Consider the following 16,284-nt stretch of genomic DNA (forward strand, 5'->3'; position numbering starts at 1 on the left):
GGAGCCATGCCGTCAAATCTAATAATCTGGGGATACAGGTAGTCGAAGTACCCAGATTTGACAATCTTGAGTTCATAATATCCTGGCAAGGGAATAAAAGTGACAAGACCGCTTGAGTCGCTCACATTGGTATATTTTTTAAGCGTGTGAACCTCCCTCAGGGTCGCTTGAACTCCACCGACAGGCTTTCCATCTCCGTCAACAACGTTGAACGATATCTGATTCGACATACTGGCTGCGACTGCATTGGGTCCCGGCAAGAAAGCCAGAGACGAAAGCAGAAGTAATAGAGCCAACAATCCGGTTATGACCTTTGCTCCATTGTTCTTATGCACCATTTTCCCTCCTCATGGCCCAAGCACAAAAACGTGCCCCTGAGACTAGGGTATTGGTGGCGAATGGATTAGTCCTTTATAAAGGTTATTGTAACGATAATAATAGCTGGCATTTCGAGTTTCGCTCACTTAATTCAATGTCTCAGACCGATGTTACAATAGGACTATCGTTTCATCTGATTACCATGCTTGTCATAGATACCCCTGAGGATTTCTGATCGTTCTTTCGATGATTTTATGTGATAAGTTCTTTAAGCTTGCCCTCCTCGATTGCTCTCCTGACCTCCATTGCCAGCCTTCGCCCAGTGCTCATATTCCTTCTCCATAAAGTATTCCCATAAGGATGACCGACTGACATATGTATATTCGTCCCTCCCCCAACACGTGGTGCGACATCGTATATGAAGAATCTAAGATCCTTATCGACACACGTCTGTAAACAAAAAGGCCCAATTATCCCCGGCGGAAAATATTCCTGCGTAGCCTTAATATATTTCTCAGCGAGTTTGAAGGCGTCCTCGAGCAAAGATTCCCTCAATGTGGCAGAATTATGTCCACAAACGGTGTATTCCGGGAGAATGTGTTCTTGATCCAGCGAAAGCTGCTGCGCGGCTGGCAACCTTACATAGCCGTCTAGCGAGCTTTCAAATCGCCAGTCAATACCTAGAAGCTCGATTTTTTCACCCTCCGATTCGATTGGGGAGTAAAAGAAATCAAGATTAAAAACTGGGCCGATGATATATTCCTCCATCCTTGCCCGCGAAAGATCATCCGCATCGATCACCCCTTGCTCAATCAATTGCTTCGCCTTTTTCTTGTACTCACTCGGGGAGGATGCGGTGAAAAACCCTCTCTCCAGTTTTTTCTTCGCATGATGCAATTTGACAATCGTCAGCGAATTGATGTCGTTTGGATCGGCAATGCTTCTTGGAAATGGCAAGCCGGCTTTTTCAAGAAGCCAATAGTAATCTTTTTCGCCCCCCCTTTCCTCCGTTCGTAAAAGATTTCTGCTGCCAACAATGGGGATCATGAATTCATTCTCGATTGTATCGACTCCGCAATAGGCTGTCAACGAACGATTCGGCACAAAGAGGACGTTTTCGCGGACTAGCGATTCTTGAATTTTCGGATCGATAATGTCTTTGAATTTCCTAAGCAAAATGATTTTATCAACGATTCCACGACGAATTGTGCCTTCTGGATTTCGAAGTGCTTTAAAATACCTCGAGTAAGTCTTTTCTCGTCCTTCCTGGCAAACAACTACTGTCTCAAATCCCTCCTCCACAGCGCCGTCACAGACGTCTAGGGCGGAATGAGAGCCGAGCGTTCCAATCTTGATCTTCTCGACATTGTAGTCATCAATCAGGGCGAATACCGCTTCTCTCTTGATCATCAAAATCCTCCTGTGAAAAGGGAATCTTCAACGATCAATATATGTTATCCCCTTTCGGTTCGCTTGAGACTTAAGCGATGCCGATCAATAACAGCGTTTCCATGAGGAAAAACGCTCCGACGAAATCGATCGCTGATGATGTGAGCGGAATGCTATGATTGTCTGGATCAAGCGAAAAACGGAAAGTTAATGTGGCAATATAGTAAGAAATAATCACGAGTACCAAAATGGTCAAAAGGCCTGCTAAGAGGGAAATCAGTAACATAGCCCAAAGTCCAGGTGAGCTCAACCCCAGCAACTCCGCAACAAAATGCGAAGAAATACCAACGAGTGTGAAAACCCACAAGGAGAGTATCAGAATGATTGCAAAATTCTCGATTTCGATGCGGCCAGGGATTCTCCTGGGCTTGATCAAACCCATGTGAAGCATCGATGCTAGTCTGGCAGTAAGTATACCTCCGAGCGCATTTGCATCTTCTAGAAACGGCGGGATCATAACAAGAATTGCCGGAAATGCCACAAGTTCCTCCAACTTGTGCTCGATCGTCATGCCAGCGCCGATGTCGAGGAGGATGCAAAGAATAAGTACTGGAATACATTCGATTAAGATCCTTCTCATTAATTCCTCTTTGCTTTTGGCTGCGAAAAATGACACAACAAGGGTTAGGATAATAAAAAGAATGGAAAACAAAGTGATGATAACCTCAGGAAAATTGAGGACTATGATTGCTGACAAGAAGAGCATCGGTAATGTAACGATGTCTCCAGCCGCAGTAATAATGGGCGCTGAGAAGTTGTCTATATCCCACCCCTTTTTAAAGCCTATGTAAGCAACCAAAATATTAATAAAAATAAGGACAAAGCCTGCTAGCATCCCGCCTAGAACGGATATGAAAATGAAGTCCCAGACAGAAATACTAGGGAATCCCATCAGATCAGTGATTAGCTTCGCAAATAAACCCATCAGGAGGGAGATTATCATTGTGAGAAAAATCGAGGCTTCGATATTCTGCCTAAGAACGCTGCCTTTCTTGATGGTCATTTCAAAAGTACCGATATGCATCGCAGTCCCGAGTCTACTTCCGAGGGCACCGAAGATATTCCCTCTCATACCGATAGCTGGTGGAATAAGAACCATTAGACCTGGTAGAAGAGCAAGCGTATTGGTCATGAATCCGAGTGTTGCACCAGCGAGGAGGTCTCCCATGGAAGAAATCATATTCGCCACTAAGCCATGCGCAAAAACCTCCCTGTTCCTCGTGATAAACATCTTTATGATAACGCTTGCCCCCATGAAGATCAATAGATACCGTACGAAATTGAAAATATAATAAAATAGCTCACTTTGGAGTTAAGTGATTTCGGAATTGGAGTTGATCCAGGTTCTCTAAATGGCTGCATGCCTTTCTTTCCTCACGATGGTTCCTCATAATAGATAAATACCTACGAGTTCAATAATGAAAAAACGAATACGGAGAAAAGGGAAATGCGGGTCATGTCATCCGATGGAAGACTTGCTGAAAGCTTTGATAAGCAAAAGAGTGATATTAATAAAGATCAAACATAAGTTATGGAACGTGAGTATCGATCTTTTGAATGAAATGCGGTGAAGATCGATCATTGCTCAATAAAATCGAAATTTGGAGCTCATGAGGTGAGGTTTAAGGTGAAGGAACACGCACCGGAGAAAATCGAAGGAGTTTCCAAAACAGTCAGAGAGTTGCTCACAAGGATGAAAGATGCATCAGAGGTTATCGTCGATTTGGCATACGCAGCGCTTATATTCGACAGCAAAGAGATCGCTGAGGAAGTAAAGAAATTAGAGGCAGAGATGGATACATTGAGGTACGAAATCAGAATCAGGGCGATGCTCGCAGCAAGAACAAAGAATGATGCGGTTCAACTTTCTGGCCTTCTTCAAATTGCGTCTGCAGCAGCTTCAATTTCTCATGCCGCAGCCGATATGGTCAAGCTACTCGATCTCGACATCGAAAAGCGCCCTTTCCTATCATTTGTTCTGCGTGATGCGGAGGAGAAGATCAGACTGATCAATTTATCTGAAAAATCGGATATGGTGAATAGGACAATCGATGAGCTCGGCATCGAATGTAGGACCGGAATGAGGATCATTGCAATCAAGAGGGGCAAGAGATGGATTTACGACCCTGAGGATCACGTTCGATTAAAAGCTGGCGATGTTCTCATCGTCAGAGGAACAGAGGACGGTTACGAGACTCTCAACAAATATGCAAGCGGTGAAAAAAAGTGGCCTGTGGATTCGAGCGAAGAATATCCCGAGGGCGAATAATATGCAAGACATAGAGAAAATGTTCCTCGAAGTAAAGGACACTTCGGAGCTGATGATCGACCTTGCGTATTCCTCCTTGATTTACAACAACAAAGACATTGCAGAAGAAGTCTTCATCATGGAAGAAATGATTGATGAATTGACAAGCCAGCTGCAGGAAGAGGCGATAAAACGAGCAATCGAGGACAAAAACGTCCACAAAGCGCTCGCTGTAATCAGGTTAGCTACTTCGATCGAAGAGATTTCCGATGCGGCAATGCAGATCGCGGATGTTGTCCTCCGAGACGTTCGACCGCATCCAGTCATTCAGATGAGCATGAGGGAATCTGATGTGATTATCACAACGGCCAAGGTCAGCGAGAATTCCGAATTGGCAAATAAGTCGCTTGGTGATATAAAACTCCCATCAAAATGCGGTATGTGGCTCGTCGCAATAAAAAGGGGGAAGAAGTATATTTACGGCCCGGACAAACATACCATTGTCTTGCCTCAAGACGTTCTCATAGCGAGAGGCCCTCCAGACGGTGAGGAATATTTTAAGTGTTTAGCTGCTGGAACAAACGAAGGAACAAACGAAGATTGACGAGAATTTGGAAGCATGACGGAAGTTCATGGTAAGAGAGGAAAGTGACTCATTGGATTCACTGGAAAAAGAATGTATAGTAGCCCCGGGCAGATTCGAACTGCCGTCGCAGGATCCAGAGTCCCGCATGATTGACCGCTACACCACGGGGCTATGCATTCTCTCGAAAAGTTTGCTTGAATTTAATTTTTTTGCAGTATCTCTCAACCGAATAATTATCAACATGTCATGAACGGTTCTTTAATATATTATTTGTAAAAAAATATGTTACTTAGATAACTGCCTTCAGATCACACCTTTCAATTCCTTTCTTATCCTCTCAAACACTTCATCGATACTTCCATCGCCATTAACCTCGAAAAGGACACCTTTCTTTCGATAGTACTCAATCAGCGGCAATGTCGCCTCTTTATAAATGCGTAATCGCTGTCGGACAACACCTTCTGTGTCATCAGAGCGCTGGTAAAGTTCTCCTCCACATTTATCGCATTTCCCTGGGATAGCTGGTGGATTAGTTTCAAGATTGTAGACTGCACCGCATTGCTTGCATGTTCTTCGTTTTGTTAAACGCTCTACGATCTTATTCTCATCCACATCCAGATTAATTGCAGCTTTTACGAGAACGATCTCGTCGAGCATTTTTGCTTGAACCAAATTCCTTGGATACCCATCAAACAGCAAGACGCCACTCATACCTGAGATTTTTTCACGAATTAATTCGGTGACAACTTCATCAGGGACGAGCTCTCCCCTATCGACGTAGTTCTTTGCTTTTAGCCCGATGGTTGTGCCTTTCCGAATCGCCTCTCTAAGCATATCACCAGTCGAGATATGGATGAGCTTTAATTCCTCAGCGAGTCTTGCGGCCTGAGTCCCCTTTCCAGACCCCGGAGGGCCAAGTAAGACCAGTGCGTGCATCACGAACCGCCAAATGCTCTTTCTACTTATACAATTTTCCTAGTCGCTTCTAATTACGCAGAAGATTTTCGTTCCCAGATTGCTTCCGGGATTGACGGAGCACAAGTATTTTTAGGATGAGCCATTATTCCCAATTTCGGTGACAGTTTGGAAGAGAAATTGCTGGCACAGATAAAATCCATCGTCGGTGAGGAGAACTTTTCCACAAGAATCGCTGATCTCTACACCTACGGCTTCGACGCATCAATACATCATAGAACACCCGACGTTGTTGTTCAACCGAAAACGACAGAACAGGTGTCCCAGATCCTAAGGCTTGCAAATGAGAACCGTATACCCGTTCTTGCAAGAGGGGGCGGAACGGGACTATGCGGGAGCGCTGTCCCGATCAAGGGCGGGATCGTCATGGACATGACGAAGATGAACCAGATCAAAGAAATACGCGTCGAAGACCTCTATTGCGTTGTGGGACCAGGCGTTGTCTACGATAAACTAAACGAGGCGCTCGCACCCTACGGGTTTTTCTTTCCGCCGACACCTGGAAGCGGTGAGGCATGCACTATTGGAGGAATGGTTGCGACGAACGCCTCGGGCATGCGCGCGATAAAATATGGAGCAACGAGAGATTACGTCCTTGGACTCGAAGTCGTTCTCGCAAATGGCGATGTGATCAGAACTGGGACGAGGACGATTAAGAATTCATCGGGGTATCAATTAGAGAGATTGTTCGTTGGGAGCGAGGGCACATTAGGTGTTATAACAGAGGTGACATTGAGAATAGCGCCGAAGCCAAAAAAGTCCGCAATGGCGGTGGCCGCATTCGATTCTTTAGAAAAAGCTGGGAGATGTGTCTCTGCAATCATCGCCAAACCGCTCATACCCTCAGCTATAGAATTGATGGATCGCATCTGCATCAAGGCGGTAAACAAGACGATGCACGTCGGATTTCCGGATTGCGAGGCACTTTGCCTCATCGAAGTCGATGGTGATCCAAAGGTCGTTGAGGATGAAGTGAAAGAAGTTCATGCAATCTGCAAAGAAGTCGGTGCAATCGGCGTTGAATTCTCAACCGACCCTAAGCAGATGGCAAAATGGACGGCGGGCAGAAAAGCCGTTCTTCCAGCACTCAGCAGGTATGGAGATGAATACGTTTCTGTTTCCCTTGCAGATGACATGTCAGTGCCGATTTCCAAAATACCAGAAACTGTTGTAGCATTCCAGAAGATTGCTGAACGTAACAATGTGATTGTTGGCACTTACGGTCATGCAGCCGATGGGAATCTTCATACGAAGATGTTGCTAAATCCGCTTTCAGAGGAATCTTGGAAGAATGGAGAGAGAGCGGTGGGAGAGATTTTCGATGCGGTCATCGCTGTTGGTGGAACGGTTACAGGGGAGCACGGTGTTGGGATTTCAAAGGCGCCGTATATGCAAAAGGAGCGGGAAAACGTTTTGGGTGTGATGAAGGCGATCAAGAGGGCTCTTGATCCGAACAACATCTTGAACCCAGGAAAACTGATGGAATGGGAAGGATCAATCATCAAATACCTTCGCTATCCGTGCAGGGATTTCGCTTGAGCTCCTAGTCCGTTCCATATCGTCTTATGGACATTTCCAGGACTCAACATTTCACACAACAATAACTTCCAAACCAACTAGAAGAAGCGCGATAGTGATTACAAAGACGACGACGAAAATTGGCACGCTCCACCTGATCACTTTTGAGCCGTCAAGTGGCGGCACGGAGATCAGATTGAAAGCAGCGAGCAATAAATTAATTGTACCAATCCAGCGTAAGATGAACGCAAAGATCGATGAGGGCGGCGCCAAAAACCAGAATGCAAGAAACATCGCACCTACCACAAGATTTGTCAATGGTCCGGAGATACTAATAATGCCGTTCTGCCGTCTTGAGATATGGCCTTGGATATATACCGCACCTGGTGCAGCAAATACAAAACCTAGGAACGCGAATGCTAGTGCAAGGATTAGACCAAAAGGGTAGACTCTGAATTCGGCCCACGCTCCATTTCTCTGGGCAACGAATTTGTGAGCGAGTTCGTGGAGAAGGAACCCAGTCAGGACTATCAGAAACGAAATGCCAATCGAATAACCAAAAGCATCCAAATAAGGGAGGTCCAGTTGCGCGGCTGTTGAAGCCGTCAATACGATGGCAAAAGCGAAGGTCAAAACAATGACTGCGAGCAGAATATGAAGCGTTTCCAGCTTTCCAAATCTGATCCTACGATATCCGCGGTAGAGATAGATAGTGTGATCTTCGATCATGGCAAGGTCGCTCTACCTACTGAAAAACAATTTAATATACCTTAGCTTTCGATTACGCACGAAATGATAGTTGAATATGCAGACGAGATTTCAATTGACAGTCGAAATGGATGCGGCGCATATTTTGCAATGACCGACCAACTAGTAGTTCAAGTCATTGATCCGGTTCCAATGGAGGCGAGTTAGGATTTGCAGGAAAAGGCGGTGAGGATTTCGAAAAAAGGAGCTTCATTTAGGCATGGTAAGGTCGTTTTCAAATGGTGCGAAGATTGTGGAACGGTCGTACTCGGCGAGAAATGTGATGTTTGTGGAAGCATGGGAAGACCTTTTTGCGTCACTGCCCCTGGGGATCTCAGACCGTGCCTCCAAGCAGATGCCGACCTCCTAAAGAAAATCTTCAACAAATATTTCGGAGTCTCAGATTTTCTCGAGGGGGTTCAGATATTTCTAAATAAGATACCAGGAGAGGACAGGGCAGACGAGATCATTGTCGACGGCCGAGTCCTCGGCGTTCTCGCATTCGATGTCCTTTCCAATGATTTCAGACTCGAGTTGAGAATTGATGGTGCGCGGGCCCTTGCGGACATCGCGAAGAAAGGAGTCGTCGAAATTGAGATGCCGAAAGGCCATCTTAAAGGAAAAAATGTCTCAGGTGCGTTGATAAAGCATATCGCAGATTCCTTCAATGTCAATGATCCACTTATCGTCCTTGCCGGTGATCTTGTTTGCAATGGCATAGCAAGAGTCCCAAGCGACCAAGCAAAGAATTCAGACAAGGCGATTGGCATCAGAGACGTAGGGAAAGGACCTTTTAGAATTTCTAGAAAAAAGAGATGCTGGTCAAGATTTGTAGAGGCTAATATCAGCCATTTCAAATCACTTGAAGCAAAAGCAGTGAGCGATGTGAAATCATACGTCAACAGCAGAAGAGATCTGCCAGTGACGCTTTCTTTCAGTGGTGGCAAGGACTCCCTTGTTTGTTTTGGCATTTTGGAGAAGGCCACCAAGAATTTCTCAATGATTTTCGTTAACACAGGTCTCGAATTTCCTGAGACGACTGACTATGTCCAACGCTTCGCAGAAAAGCGTGGACTTGAATTACTAGTGGCTGATGCAAATGACGGATTCTGGAACAATGTCGACTTTTTTGGTCCACCAGCCAAGGATTTCAGATGGTGCTGTAAGGTCTGCAAGCTTGGGCCCCTCACCGCTCTAATAGAAGATCGTTTCCCAAAAGGGACGATAACGATCGAAGGGAACAGAACATTCGAATCATTTACTAGGGCCCACATTGCATTTGTTGAGAACAATCCATTTGTTCCAAACCAGGTCATTCTTAATCCTATCAGAGAATGGAGATCGGTCGAAGTGTGGGGATATCTCTGGTGGAAGAATTTCGAATACAACCCACTATATGAGGAGGGGTATGAGAGGATCGGATGTTATCTATGCCCAGCATGCCTTGCAAGTGAGTGGAAGAGAACAAAAATCCTTCATCCAAAACTCAGTAATAGATGGGAAGAATACCTTCACAACTGGGCAAATAAAATGAATCTGCCTGAAGAATTCGTCAGATATGGATTCTGGAGATGGAAAGTTCTTCCGAAGAAGATGAGAAAGCTCGCAGCGAACATTAGACTGAGCATTCCAATGGTCAGACTAGATGGCATCCAGATGAAAATGGTCAAAGGAGCAACTCCCTGCGCTGCAGGAGGGTATTCGCTAGAAGGAGTCGTATCAGTTCCCAGGAGGAGGAGTTTCTCAAAGGTCGCCGAAATGATGAAGACGATTGGATCAGTTAAACATTCAGAAGAGTATGAAATCGCAATGGTGAAGACGAAGGGCGGGACTGTAAAAGTGTTTGGTGGCGGCCAAATTGTTGTGACTAGCCCAACCCCTGATGTTGCAGAGCGATTGTTCGAAATGGCTGTTAAAGCCCTTCTCCGATCACAACTTTGCACCGAATGCGGAATCTGCATTAAAAATTGTCAGAAAAAGGCGATCAAGCTAGACAATGGCCCGATAATAATTGAAGATAAATGCAGCCACTGCGGCAAATGCGCCGATGCGTGCGTCATTGCACACTACTATGACAAGCTTGTCTCTCAATAAGCGATTATTTTGCTTATTGATAATTGAGTAGATCAACAACGGTTGCCAGGCGATTCCACTCAACGCTGCGAATTTTCCTGAAAGCCCTATTTTTAAATAGTTATAATAAATCCCTCAAAACGATCATGAACACGAACTTACTGATTGCAGGTGCAATTGGATTTGCTTCATCAATGGCCCTGATGTTCTGGACTTTGAGAGACTATACCTATCCAAGAATTGAGAAACCTTTTTTTGACGACAGAAAAGTTTTCGGCTTATTCGCTCTTGGGCTCGTCCTTGGCATCGTGATCTTTAGCGCTCAAACCTATTTCCCACTTGCTGTTGTTGTCGTTGCGCTAGCCTTCGCTCTTGTTGAGGAACTCATCAAATTGATAATCCTCAATATTCCAAAATTTCAGAAGAAACCTGATACTGGTTTCTACGGACTTGCACTTGGTTTTGGTATCGGAAGCACGATAGCATTTGGAGCGGTTTATCTCACTTTATCTTTTATCGACGAGATCAACATATGGGCCGCTAGCACAACAATGATTCTCGCCTTGCAGATTGTTTTCCTTCACGGTTCAACGGGCGCGACGATCGGCATTGGTGTTGCGAGGGGTACGCCATGGGGCCTGTTCGCGCAGGCTGCACTCGTACATCTCGTATACAACTTAATGATGATCCCATTTTATATGTCTGAATTCACTTTCGGTGCCTTACTTTTCATTATCGCCTTCATCTTTCTTGTTTCTTATTACTTATATGTCCACTATCGCCTTATACCAGATTTCGTCTTCGAACTGATTTCAAAGTTCGAATCGAGATCAAAACATTAATTTGTGTTCATCTTCCGAATTATGAAAACCAATTCAGAGACGCAGAATCGTTGTATACAAATGTTGATTTAAACAGGTGCACCTGGGGGAGGGGACAACCAGAAAGGCACGCTAACAATTCTTACACTTATGAGTAAATATAAGATAGACTGAACTTTACCTTAGATCCTCTCGCAAATGAGCGGAGATGCGAATGGATATTGAAGCACTTCCTTGAGATTGCGTGATTGTGAATGTTAGACAGTATTGGTCCTCACTTCACCGCATGCTCTGGCATGTTTTCGTAGTCACAACAAAATGCACTTTATTGTAGAGAGCTGGATTAGTGTATGGGTATATGCATAGATTGGGATTACTCCATTGTGAGGGGGTCGAATTATTTCGGCCTCGCTATTGTTGAATCCGAAGCAAATGGACACGAGGTATTCTCATCGACTTCTATACCGTATGGCCAATACGATTGAGCATCAGATATGAGATCAATTCGTCCTTTCGATCGCTTTTGCATTCTCAAAGGTAATCCCATCAATGAATAGTCTGGACACATGAAAAAATTCAGCAAATTGAATAAAATCTGTCCGTCGAAAATTCCGATGAGTTCTTATGCAGTTCCCCGCCATTACACATTCGTTAGCTTCCGCTCATTATTAGTATCACACGGGTCGATATCTGCCGGGCCGGGGTTCAAAAATGATTCCAGCCGATAACAATTTCTCAAGTAGGTTCATCGCCTCTTCCTCATCACCGATGATTCGACACAAGTCCTCAAGTGTGAATTCGCCAGTTTTCGTAGATAGCTCCTTCACGAGGGTCCTCGCTTGATCTTCGTCATCACTTGCTTTCAAAGGTTTGAGAATTGAAGTGAATTGCGAGTCATCGCGCCTCTTCCCTTTTCTTGTGACGGAATCTGTAAAACCATCACCAGCTGATGTCTGTTCCCCGAGCTTTCGAACGGCTTCTGCGAGCTCGGATTCAGAATCAGTTTCGAAATAGATTCTCGCCCTTTTGAGATCAATATGTTTTCCGCAGGCTGGACACATCACTTTTTTTGCGGAGAGATTAACCCCGCGAGGCCGGTTGCAATTCGGACAGATAACGACGCCAAACATCAGTATTCTACGAATACGAGGGCGGCAATGCAAGCACCATAGTGATCCATCGGAACGGACAATTCCTCGATTTTATAACGGATTGACTTAAATTCGACGCCTCTCAACTTAGCCATCTCGTGCATTTTCCATTCGAGGACTTCTCTCAGCGCTTTCTTTGTGCCGTGCATATGTCCCTCTGCCACATATCCACCTTTCCCATCCTTCCGGAAGCCATAGGCAATGCCAGCTGAGATCATTTCTCCCTCTCCGCCCCTCATCTGTGCGAGGACGCAGTGAGTGATTGCCCCCATCGGCAATGCCCTCTGCGGGACTTGCTTCGCCCCGATTGGGAGGATAGAAGAGACGGACACGAGGTTCTGTTCCCCGATTTTCGCTTTCAAAAGAGCCTCATCGAACGCGTTAAGGTCAGATACTTTGCTGACCGCGCAACCTGATGTTACGAAGAATTTCTTTGGAATGATTTGCATTAAGCGTCGTATTACAAACAACAGAATTTAAGGATTTCTATTGTCCCCTACGACACTCTTCGGGGTTTAAGACACGGAGTTCCCTCTCCAGCAACTTAAGATCGCGGGATGTCAACGTTTGAGGGCTTACAGGAAGCAAAAGAATCGAATTGGTAATAGCAACGTTCTCGTTGAGCAATTGAACAAACTTGAGGACTTTAACGAAGTTACTCTGGCTGATCATATATTCAAGACCGGAAATCAGTACGATTCCGCACTTGGCCGAGTCAAAGAAATTCTTGATTTCGCTGTATATGAGTGGGATATTCGTCGGCTCCCGTGCGTACTTGATATCCCTTTCATAGGAAAGCCAGAGGATTGTTGAATTCCCGAGATCATATCGACTTCGTAGCTTCTCTGGATATTCCCTTACGACGCACATACCTGGCTTTCCGTGAGTGATCTGATCAACATAGATTTCGAACGCAATTGAGGGATCCTCTGATTCGATCAGATACGAATAACCCTCCTCAAGAACATACTTGCTTGCTTCCCCAGTAGTTCTTATTTCCTGTGGTGTGACCACCTCTTCGACCGGTGTGAGGACGTGGACACAGCACGGACTTCCAGTTGATATGCACGCCCTTTCCTTCGCTCGATAGCGAGTCTTCAAAAGAGCGCTGACGATCCCAGCGAGGTAGCCACGCGTGAAATCGCAGCCTCGGCCGTGTGATGCTTCGATCGACTCTTCGAACGTAATAACGATCTCGCTTTCAGTTATCTCTTCCATGACCATTCGGCTCAATCCTGTTTCTGACCAGAGTTGCGGCAGAATCTCAGAAAAGTCATAGAGGTCCTTTGCCGCAACATCCAGTTCTCGCACAAGACTCATTCCCGCCCTGAATCCAAAGCGTTCTAATGTCTCACCTGCAACGTCGCCCTCAATAAGCTCTAATTCCTCCCTTAGATCTAATAACGAAGAACCCGGCAACACATAAAAAGGCTTCAACTCTCCCCCTCCATCAGTGCTTTGCCCAGGCGAATGAATGCTTCTTGAACGCCCTCGCCAGTTTTCGCACTCGTTTTTACAAATCCCTGGCCAAGCACATTCGCAATTTCAGCAAGCGTCACATCAGAAACCTGATTCTCAAGATCATTCTTGTTCGCAATTGCCAAAACTGGAACAGATCCAACCACTCTGAAAAAATCGTCTCGCCATTCGACTAAATTCCTTATCGTTTCCTCTCTCGTCAAATCGCAAACGAGTAATGCCCCGTTTGCACCCTTATAGTAGGCATGATGGAGCGTCCGATGCGTCTTTTGACCAAGAATATCCCATATCATCAAGGTGAGCTCGACTTCCCCAAGGTCAAGGACTTTCTTCGTTACCTTTGTGCCGAAGCTCGTGATATATTCATCGCTGAAGAAATCATACACGAATCTGCGGACTAGACTTGTCTTTCCTACGCCACCATCGCCAAGCAAGCAAATTTTACGGATGAATTTCTTCTTTTTCATCACACTTGAGTCGATATCAGTACCACTCTATTTAATGATTGACCGTCAATCGAAGGCTCCAGATCAAACATCGATGTACTACAATACACATGGAAGTCAGTCAATATTTAGTCCTCAACCATAAATAAGAGACTCATCTCCAATCCTTCTCGGCTGTCTTACACTCTCGAGCGCCGCTTTCATTTGTTGTTCGATCTGCTCCGCCTCCTTATATAATGGTTCGGGATCGAGTTTCAGTTCTGGGAGCATTTTTGCAACTATCTCGAGAAGCCGTGCCGCTCCTCTCGCATCAGGATAATCAAGCCGCGCTGGACCGAGCAGACATATTACATCGATCCCGAGGCGTTCTCCCTCATACAGCAGGACACCGGAGATCCCAGAAACCATTCCCTCCTTCATCTCTTTGACACCATACTTCTCCAGCATCTCGCGAGTTCGTGGCGTACTTGCGACTCCATAAATCGGGACTTCCCCCTCTACCTCCCCAATATTTATACCCTCAAGAGTGAGAATCGTGCCGATTTCCTTTTCCTTACACCATTGGAGTATTAGGTCCGCAACGGGCTTGATGAGGTCAGGTCGTGGAATAAACTCGGACATAATCACAACGAGCTGGTCGCATCGAATTCCATCATCGCACGCCCTCTCTCCTGCATAAATGCGGACAGGGGAGGAGGGAATACCATCATGGACGATCGTATATGGAGGGAAATCTTTGGAAATCATTGTGGCGATCCTCTCGAGCTTCATCGTTCTCGAAACAAAATTCGCAGCGATCGAGCCAACAAGCCCGACACTTGGAAATCCGATAACCGCCATTGCCTTCGGATATTTTCCGTATTTATATTCATTGATGAAAGGATCTGGTTCCATAATCTTCATTCCCTTATCCGAATAAGAGTTGCGTTCCTACTTAATTCTTGCCTTTATCAAATTGAGATCGATCGTTCATAAAACTCTTGGGAATAGATCACCAGCGGCTTAATAGACGACGACGGCCCGTCGTCTTTTTCTTGAAGAGGAATGTCCACTTCGGGAATTGCACACACAGGATTCGTACGGGAAGAGACATCTCTTCAGAGTTGCTAAATTGAGTTGATGCAATCATTTCGAATGACCAAGCTTTCGAAAAGTCTAAACGGTGGTTGATGCACTTCCATTCCCGTGTACGGAAAAAAGGTATCGCTTCATTACACGCCCGCAAGGATTCCCGTCGTTATCGAAGAAAGACCTTATGCAAGGACGGTGGCACTCTCAATCTATATCACGGTAGGATCCAGAGATGAGCCAAGAGGACGAGAAGGCATTGCCCATCTACTGGAACATGTGATATTCAAAGGAACTAAGAACATGACATCGAAAGAAACTTCAGAGCTCATTGAGGCGGCTGGCGGGGAACTCAACGGATATACGGGTAAAGAGATGACTTGTTATTATACAGTGACTTTATCTGAAACTGTTGAAACAGCGCAGAGAATTCTCGCAGACACCGTTCTTAATCCACTGTTGGAAAAGGATGCTATTGAAATTGAGAAAGATGTTGTCGCCGATGAAATCAGAATGCTTCAAGATGAGCCAGACGATTATATTCACTACCTGCTGACACGCGCGATCTGGGATGGACATCCTATGGCGTTTTCAGAAGCGGGCGAAATAGACGGTGTAAACCTTATTTCAGATAGAGAACTCAGAGAGTTTTATGAAAGATTCTATCGGCCGTCTAATTTTGTCATTACCGCATGTGGAAGAGTAAATAGCCAAAAAATCTTGGAGTGGGCTGCGGAAAGTTTTGATGAAGGGGCTACGAAAACTACGACAAAAAATCGCATACCTCCAACTCCTAGATCGTGCGTCGAACTATTTCCTCGAAAGGGCGAACAAACGTACGTTGGAATTGGCTTCCCAGGATATTTTGCCGGGCATCCTGATAGATTTGCACAGACCCTTCTTAGCGCTATTCTCGGTGGAGGTACAAGCTCGAGGCTCTACCAGAACATCAGAGAGAAAAGAGGTCTCGTATACTCAATTTACACAACTTCGCAACCTTATAGTGATTGTGGACTCTTTGGAATTTTTTTCTCAGCGAAATCATCGAGAACAGAAACCGTTTGCAGAGCTGTTGGCGAAGAGATAGGCAAACTCAAGAATGATGGCCTGGAGGGCGATGAATTAACGAGGGCAAAGCGCTTTATCAAAGGAATGCTCGTGAGGAAGCTCGAATCAACTGAGTCGAGAATGTTCCATTTGGGAGAATTCTTCGTACTTACAGGTAAAATCCCGACCGAAGCTGAGATTTTATCCAATCTCGAAAGGATTACGGAAGAAGACATTGCACGAGCAGCAGAAAAACTGCTCGACCGGAACAAAACCTGCGTTGCAATTTACGGATCACCTGATGGTAACAACAGTACTCGGGAAGGAATCGATTGTCTTGACTTCTAGATTTGAATTT

16 protein-coding genes and 1 tRNA gene are annotated in these 16,284 nt (G+C 45.3%); 6 read left to right on the forward strand and 11 right to left on the reverse strand.

The window, feature by feature from the left end; genetic code table 11:
* The 3 genes from QHH00_01585 to QHH00_01595 all read right to left on the reverse strand — a co-directional run.
* Positions 1-338: carboxypeptidase-like regulatory domain-containing protein (locus QHH00_01585; GenBank protein ID MDH7508074.1), on the reverse strand; the 338-nt coding region annotated here is incomplete at its 3' end.
* Positions 339-570: 232 nt separating this feature from the next.
* On the reverse strand, positions 571-1,728 hold the full coding sequence (locus QHH00_01590) for a formate--phosphoribosylaminoimidazolecarboxamide ligase family protein (protein MDH7508075.1): 1,158 nt from the start codon (positions 1,726-1,728) through the stop codon (positions 571-573).
* Between the two features lie 70 nt (positions 1,729-1,798).
* Positions 1,799-3,022, reverse strand: coding sequence for a magnesium transporter (locus tag QHH00_01595; GenBank protein MDH7508076.1), 1,224 nt, complete (start codon positions 3,020-3,022; stop codon positions 1,799-1,801).
* 360 nt (positions 3,023-3,382) lie between these two features.
* On the opposite strand from QHH00_01595, the gene QHH00_01600 reads away from it, so the two are divergent.
* Together QHH00_01600 and QHH00_01605 are read left to right on the forward strand one after the other, a co-directional pair.
* Positions 3,383-4,036: a TrkA C-terminal domain-containing protein gene (locus QHH00_01600; protein ID MDH7508077.1), complete on the forward strand. Its 654-nt coding sequence runs from the start codon at positions 3,383-3,385 to the stop codon at positions 4,034-4,036.
* A gap of 1 nt (position 4,037) precedes the next feature.
* A complete protein-coding gene (locus QHH00_01605) occupies positions 4,038-4,619 on the forward strand; it encodes a PhoU domain-containing protein (protein MDH7508078.1) in 582 nt (193 codons plus the stop codon).
* Between the two features lie 80 nt (positions 4,620-4,699).
* Here QHH00_01605 and QHH00_01610 read toward each other — a convergent pair.
* Together QHH00_01610 and QHH00_01615 are read right to left on the reverse strand one after the other, a co-directional pair.
* Positions 4,700-4,772 (reverse strand) — tRNA-Gln (locus QHH00_01610).
* 132 nt (positions 4,773-4,904) lie between these two features.
* Positions 4,905-5,537: an adenylate kinase gene (locus QHH00_01615; protein MDH7508079.1), complete on the reverse strand. Its 633-nt coding sequence runs from the start codon at positions 5,535-5,537 to the stop codon at positions 4,905-4,907.
* 147 nt (positions 5,538-5,684) lie between these two features.
* Here QHH00_01615 and QHH00_01620 point away from each other — a divergent pair, with 147 nt between their 5' ends.
* Positions 5,685-7,115 carry an FAD-binding oxidoreductase gene (locus tag QHH00_01620; protein MDH7508080.1) on the forward strand — a complete coding sequence of 477 codons (1,431 nt, stop codon included), beginning with the start codon at positions 5,685-5,687 and terminating at the stop codon, positions 7,113-7,115.
* A gap of 51 nt (positions 7,116-7,166) precedes the next feature.
* Here the strand turns inward: QHH00_01620 and QHH00_01625 are convergent, their stop codons facing one another.
* Positions 7,167-7,823: a site-2 protease family protein gene (locus QHH00_01625; GenBank protein ID MDH7508081.1), complete on the reverse strand. Its 657-nt coding sequence runs from the start codon at positions 7,821-7,823 to the stop codon at positions 7,167-7,169.
* Positions 7,824-8,012: 189 nt separating this feature from the next.
* Between QHH00_01625 and QHH00_01630 the strand changes: the two genes are divergently transcribed.
* Positions 8,013-9,935, forward strand: coding sequence for a phosphoadenosine phosphosulfate reductase family protein (locus tag QHH00_01630; GenBank protein MDH7508082.1), 1,923 nt, complete (start codon positions 8,013-8,015; stop codon positions 9,933-9,935).
* Between the two features lie 125 nt (positions 9,936-10,060).
* Positions 10,061-10,756, forward strand: a complete 696-nt coding sequence (locus QHH00_01635) for a hypothetical protein (protein MDH7508083.1) — start codon at positions 10,061-10,063, stop codon at positions 10,754-10,756.
* A 653-nt stretch (positions 10,757-11,409) separates the two neighbouring features.
* On the opposite strand, the gene QHH00_01640 is transcribed toward QHH00_01635, so the two are convergent.
* The 5 genes from QHH00_01640 to QHH00_01660 all read right to left on the reverse strand — a co-directional run bounded on the left by QHH00_01640 (position 11,410) and on the right by QHH00_01660 (position 14,714).
* Complete coding sequence (locus QHH00_01640; GenBank protein MDH7508084.1) at positions 11,410-11,865, reverse strand: DUF1922 domain-containing protein; 456 nt, start codon at positions 11,863-11,865, stop codon at positions 11,410-11,412.
* Positions 11,865-12,335, reverse strand: coding sequence for a pyruvoyl-dependent arginine decarboxylase (locus QHH00_01645; protein ID MDH7508085.1), 471 nt, complete (start codon positions 12,333-12,335; stop codon positions 11,865-11,867). Before QHH00_01645 ends, QHH00_01640 begins: the two co-directional genes overlap by 1 nt.
* Before the next feature lie 37 nt (positions 12,336-12,372).
* Positions 12,373-13,323, reverse strand: coding sequence for a DUF835 domain-containing protein (locus QHH00_01650; GenBank protein MDH7508086.1), 951 nt, complete (start codon positions 13,321-13,323; stop codon positions 12,373-12,375).
* Entirely contained in the window at positions 13,320-13,832 is a 513-nt protein-coding gene (locus tag QHH00_01655; protein MDH7508087.1) for a Rab family GTPase, read from the reverse strand. Before QHH00_01655 ends, QHH00_01650 begins: the two co-directional genes overlap by 4 nt.
* Positions 13,833-13,946: 114 nt before the next feature.
* A complete protein-coding gene (locus QHH00_01660; GenBank protein ID MDH7508088.1) occupies positions 13,947-14,714 on the reverse strand; it encodes a PAC2 family protein in 768 nt (255 codons plus the stop codon).
* 282 nt (positions 14,715-14,996) lie between these two features.
* Between QHH00_01660 and QHH00_01665 the strand changes: the two genes are divergently transcribed.
* The gene (locus QHH00_01665) at positions 14,997-16,274 is read left to right on the forward strand and encodes a pitrilysin family protein (GenBank protein MDH7508089.1); all 1,278 of its coding nucleotides are present in this window, start codon (positions 14,997-14,999) and stop codon (positions 16,272-16,274) included.
* Positions 16,275-16,284 lie beyond the last annotated feature (10 nt).

Source organism: Methanomassiliicoccales archaeon, assembly GCA_029907465.1.
Taxonomy (GTDB): Archaea; Thermoplasmatota; Thermoplasmata; order Methanomassiliicoccales; family JACIVX01; genus JACIVX01.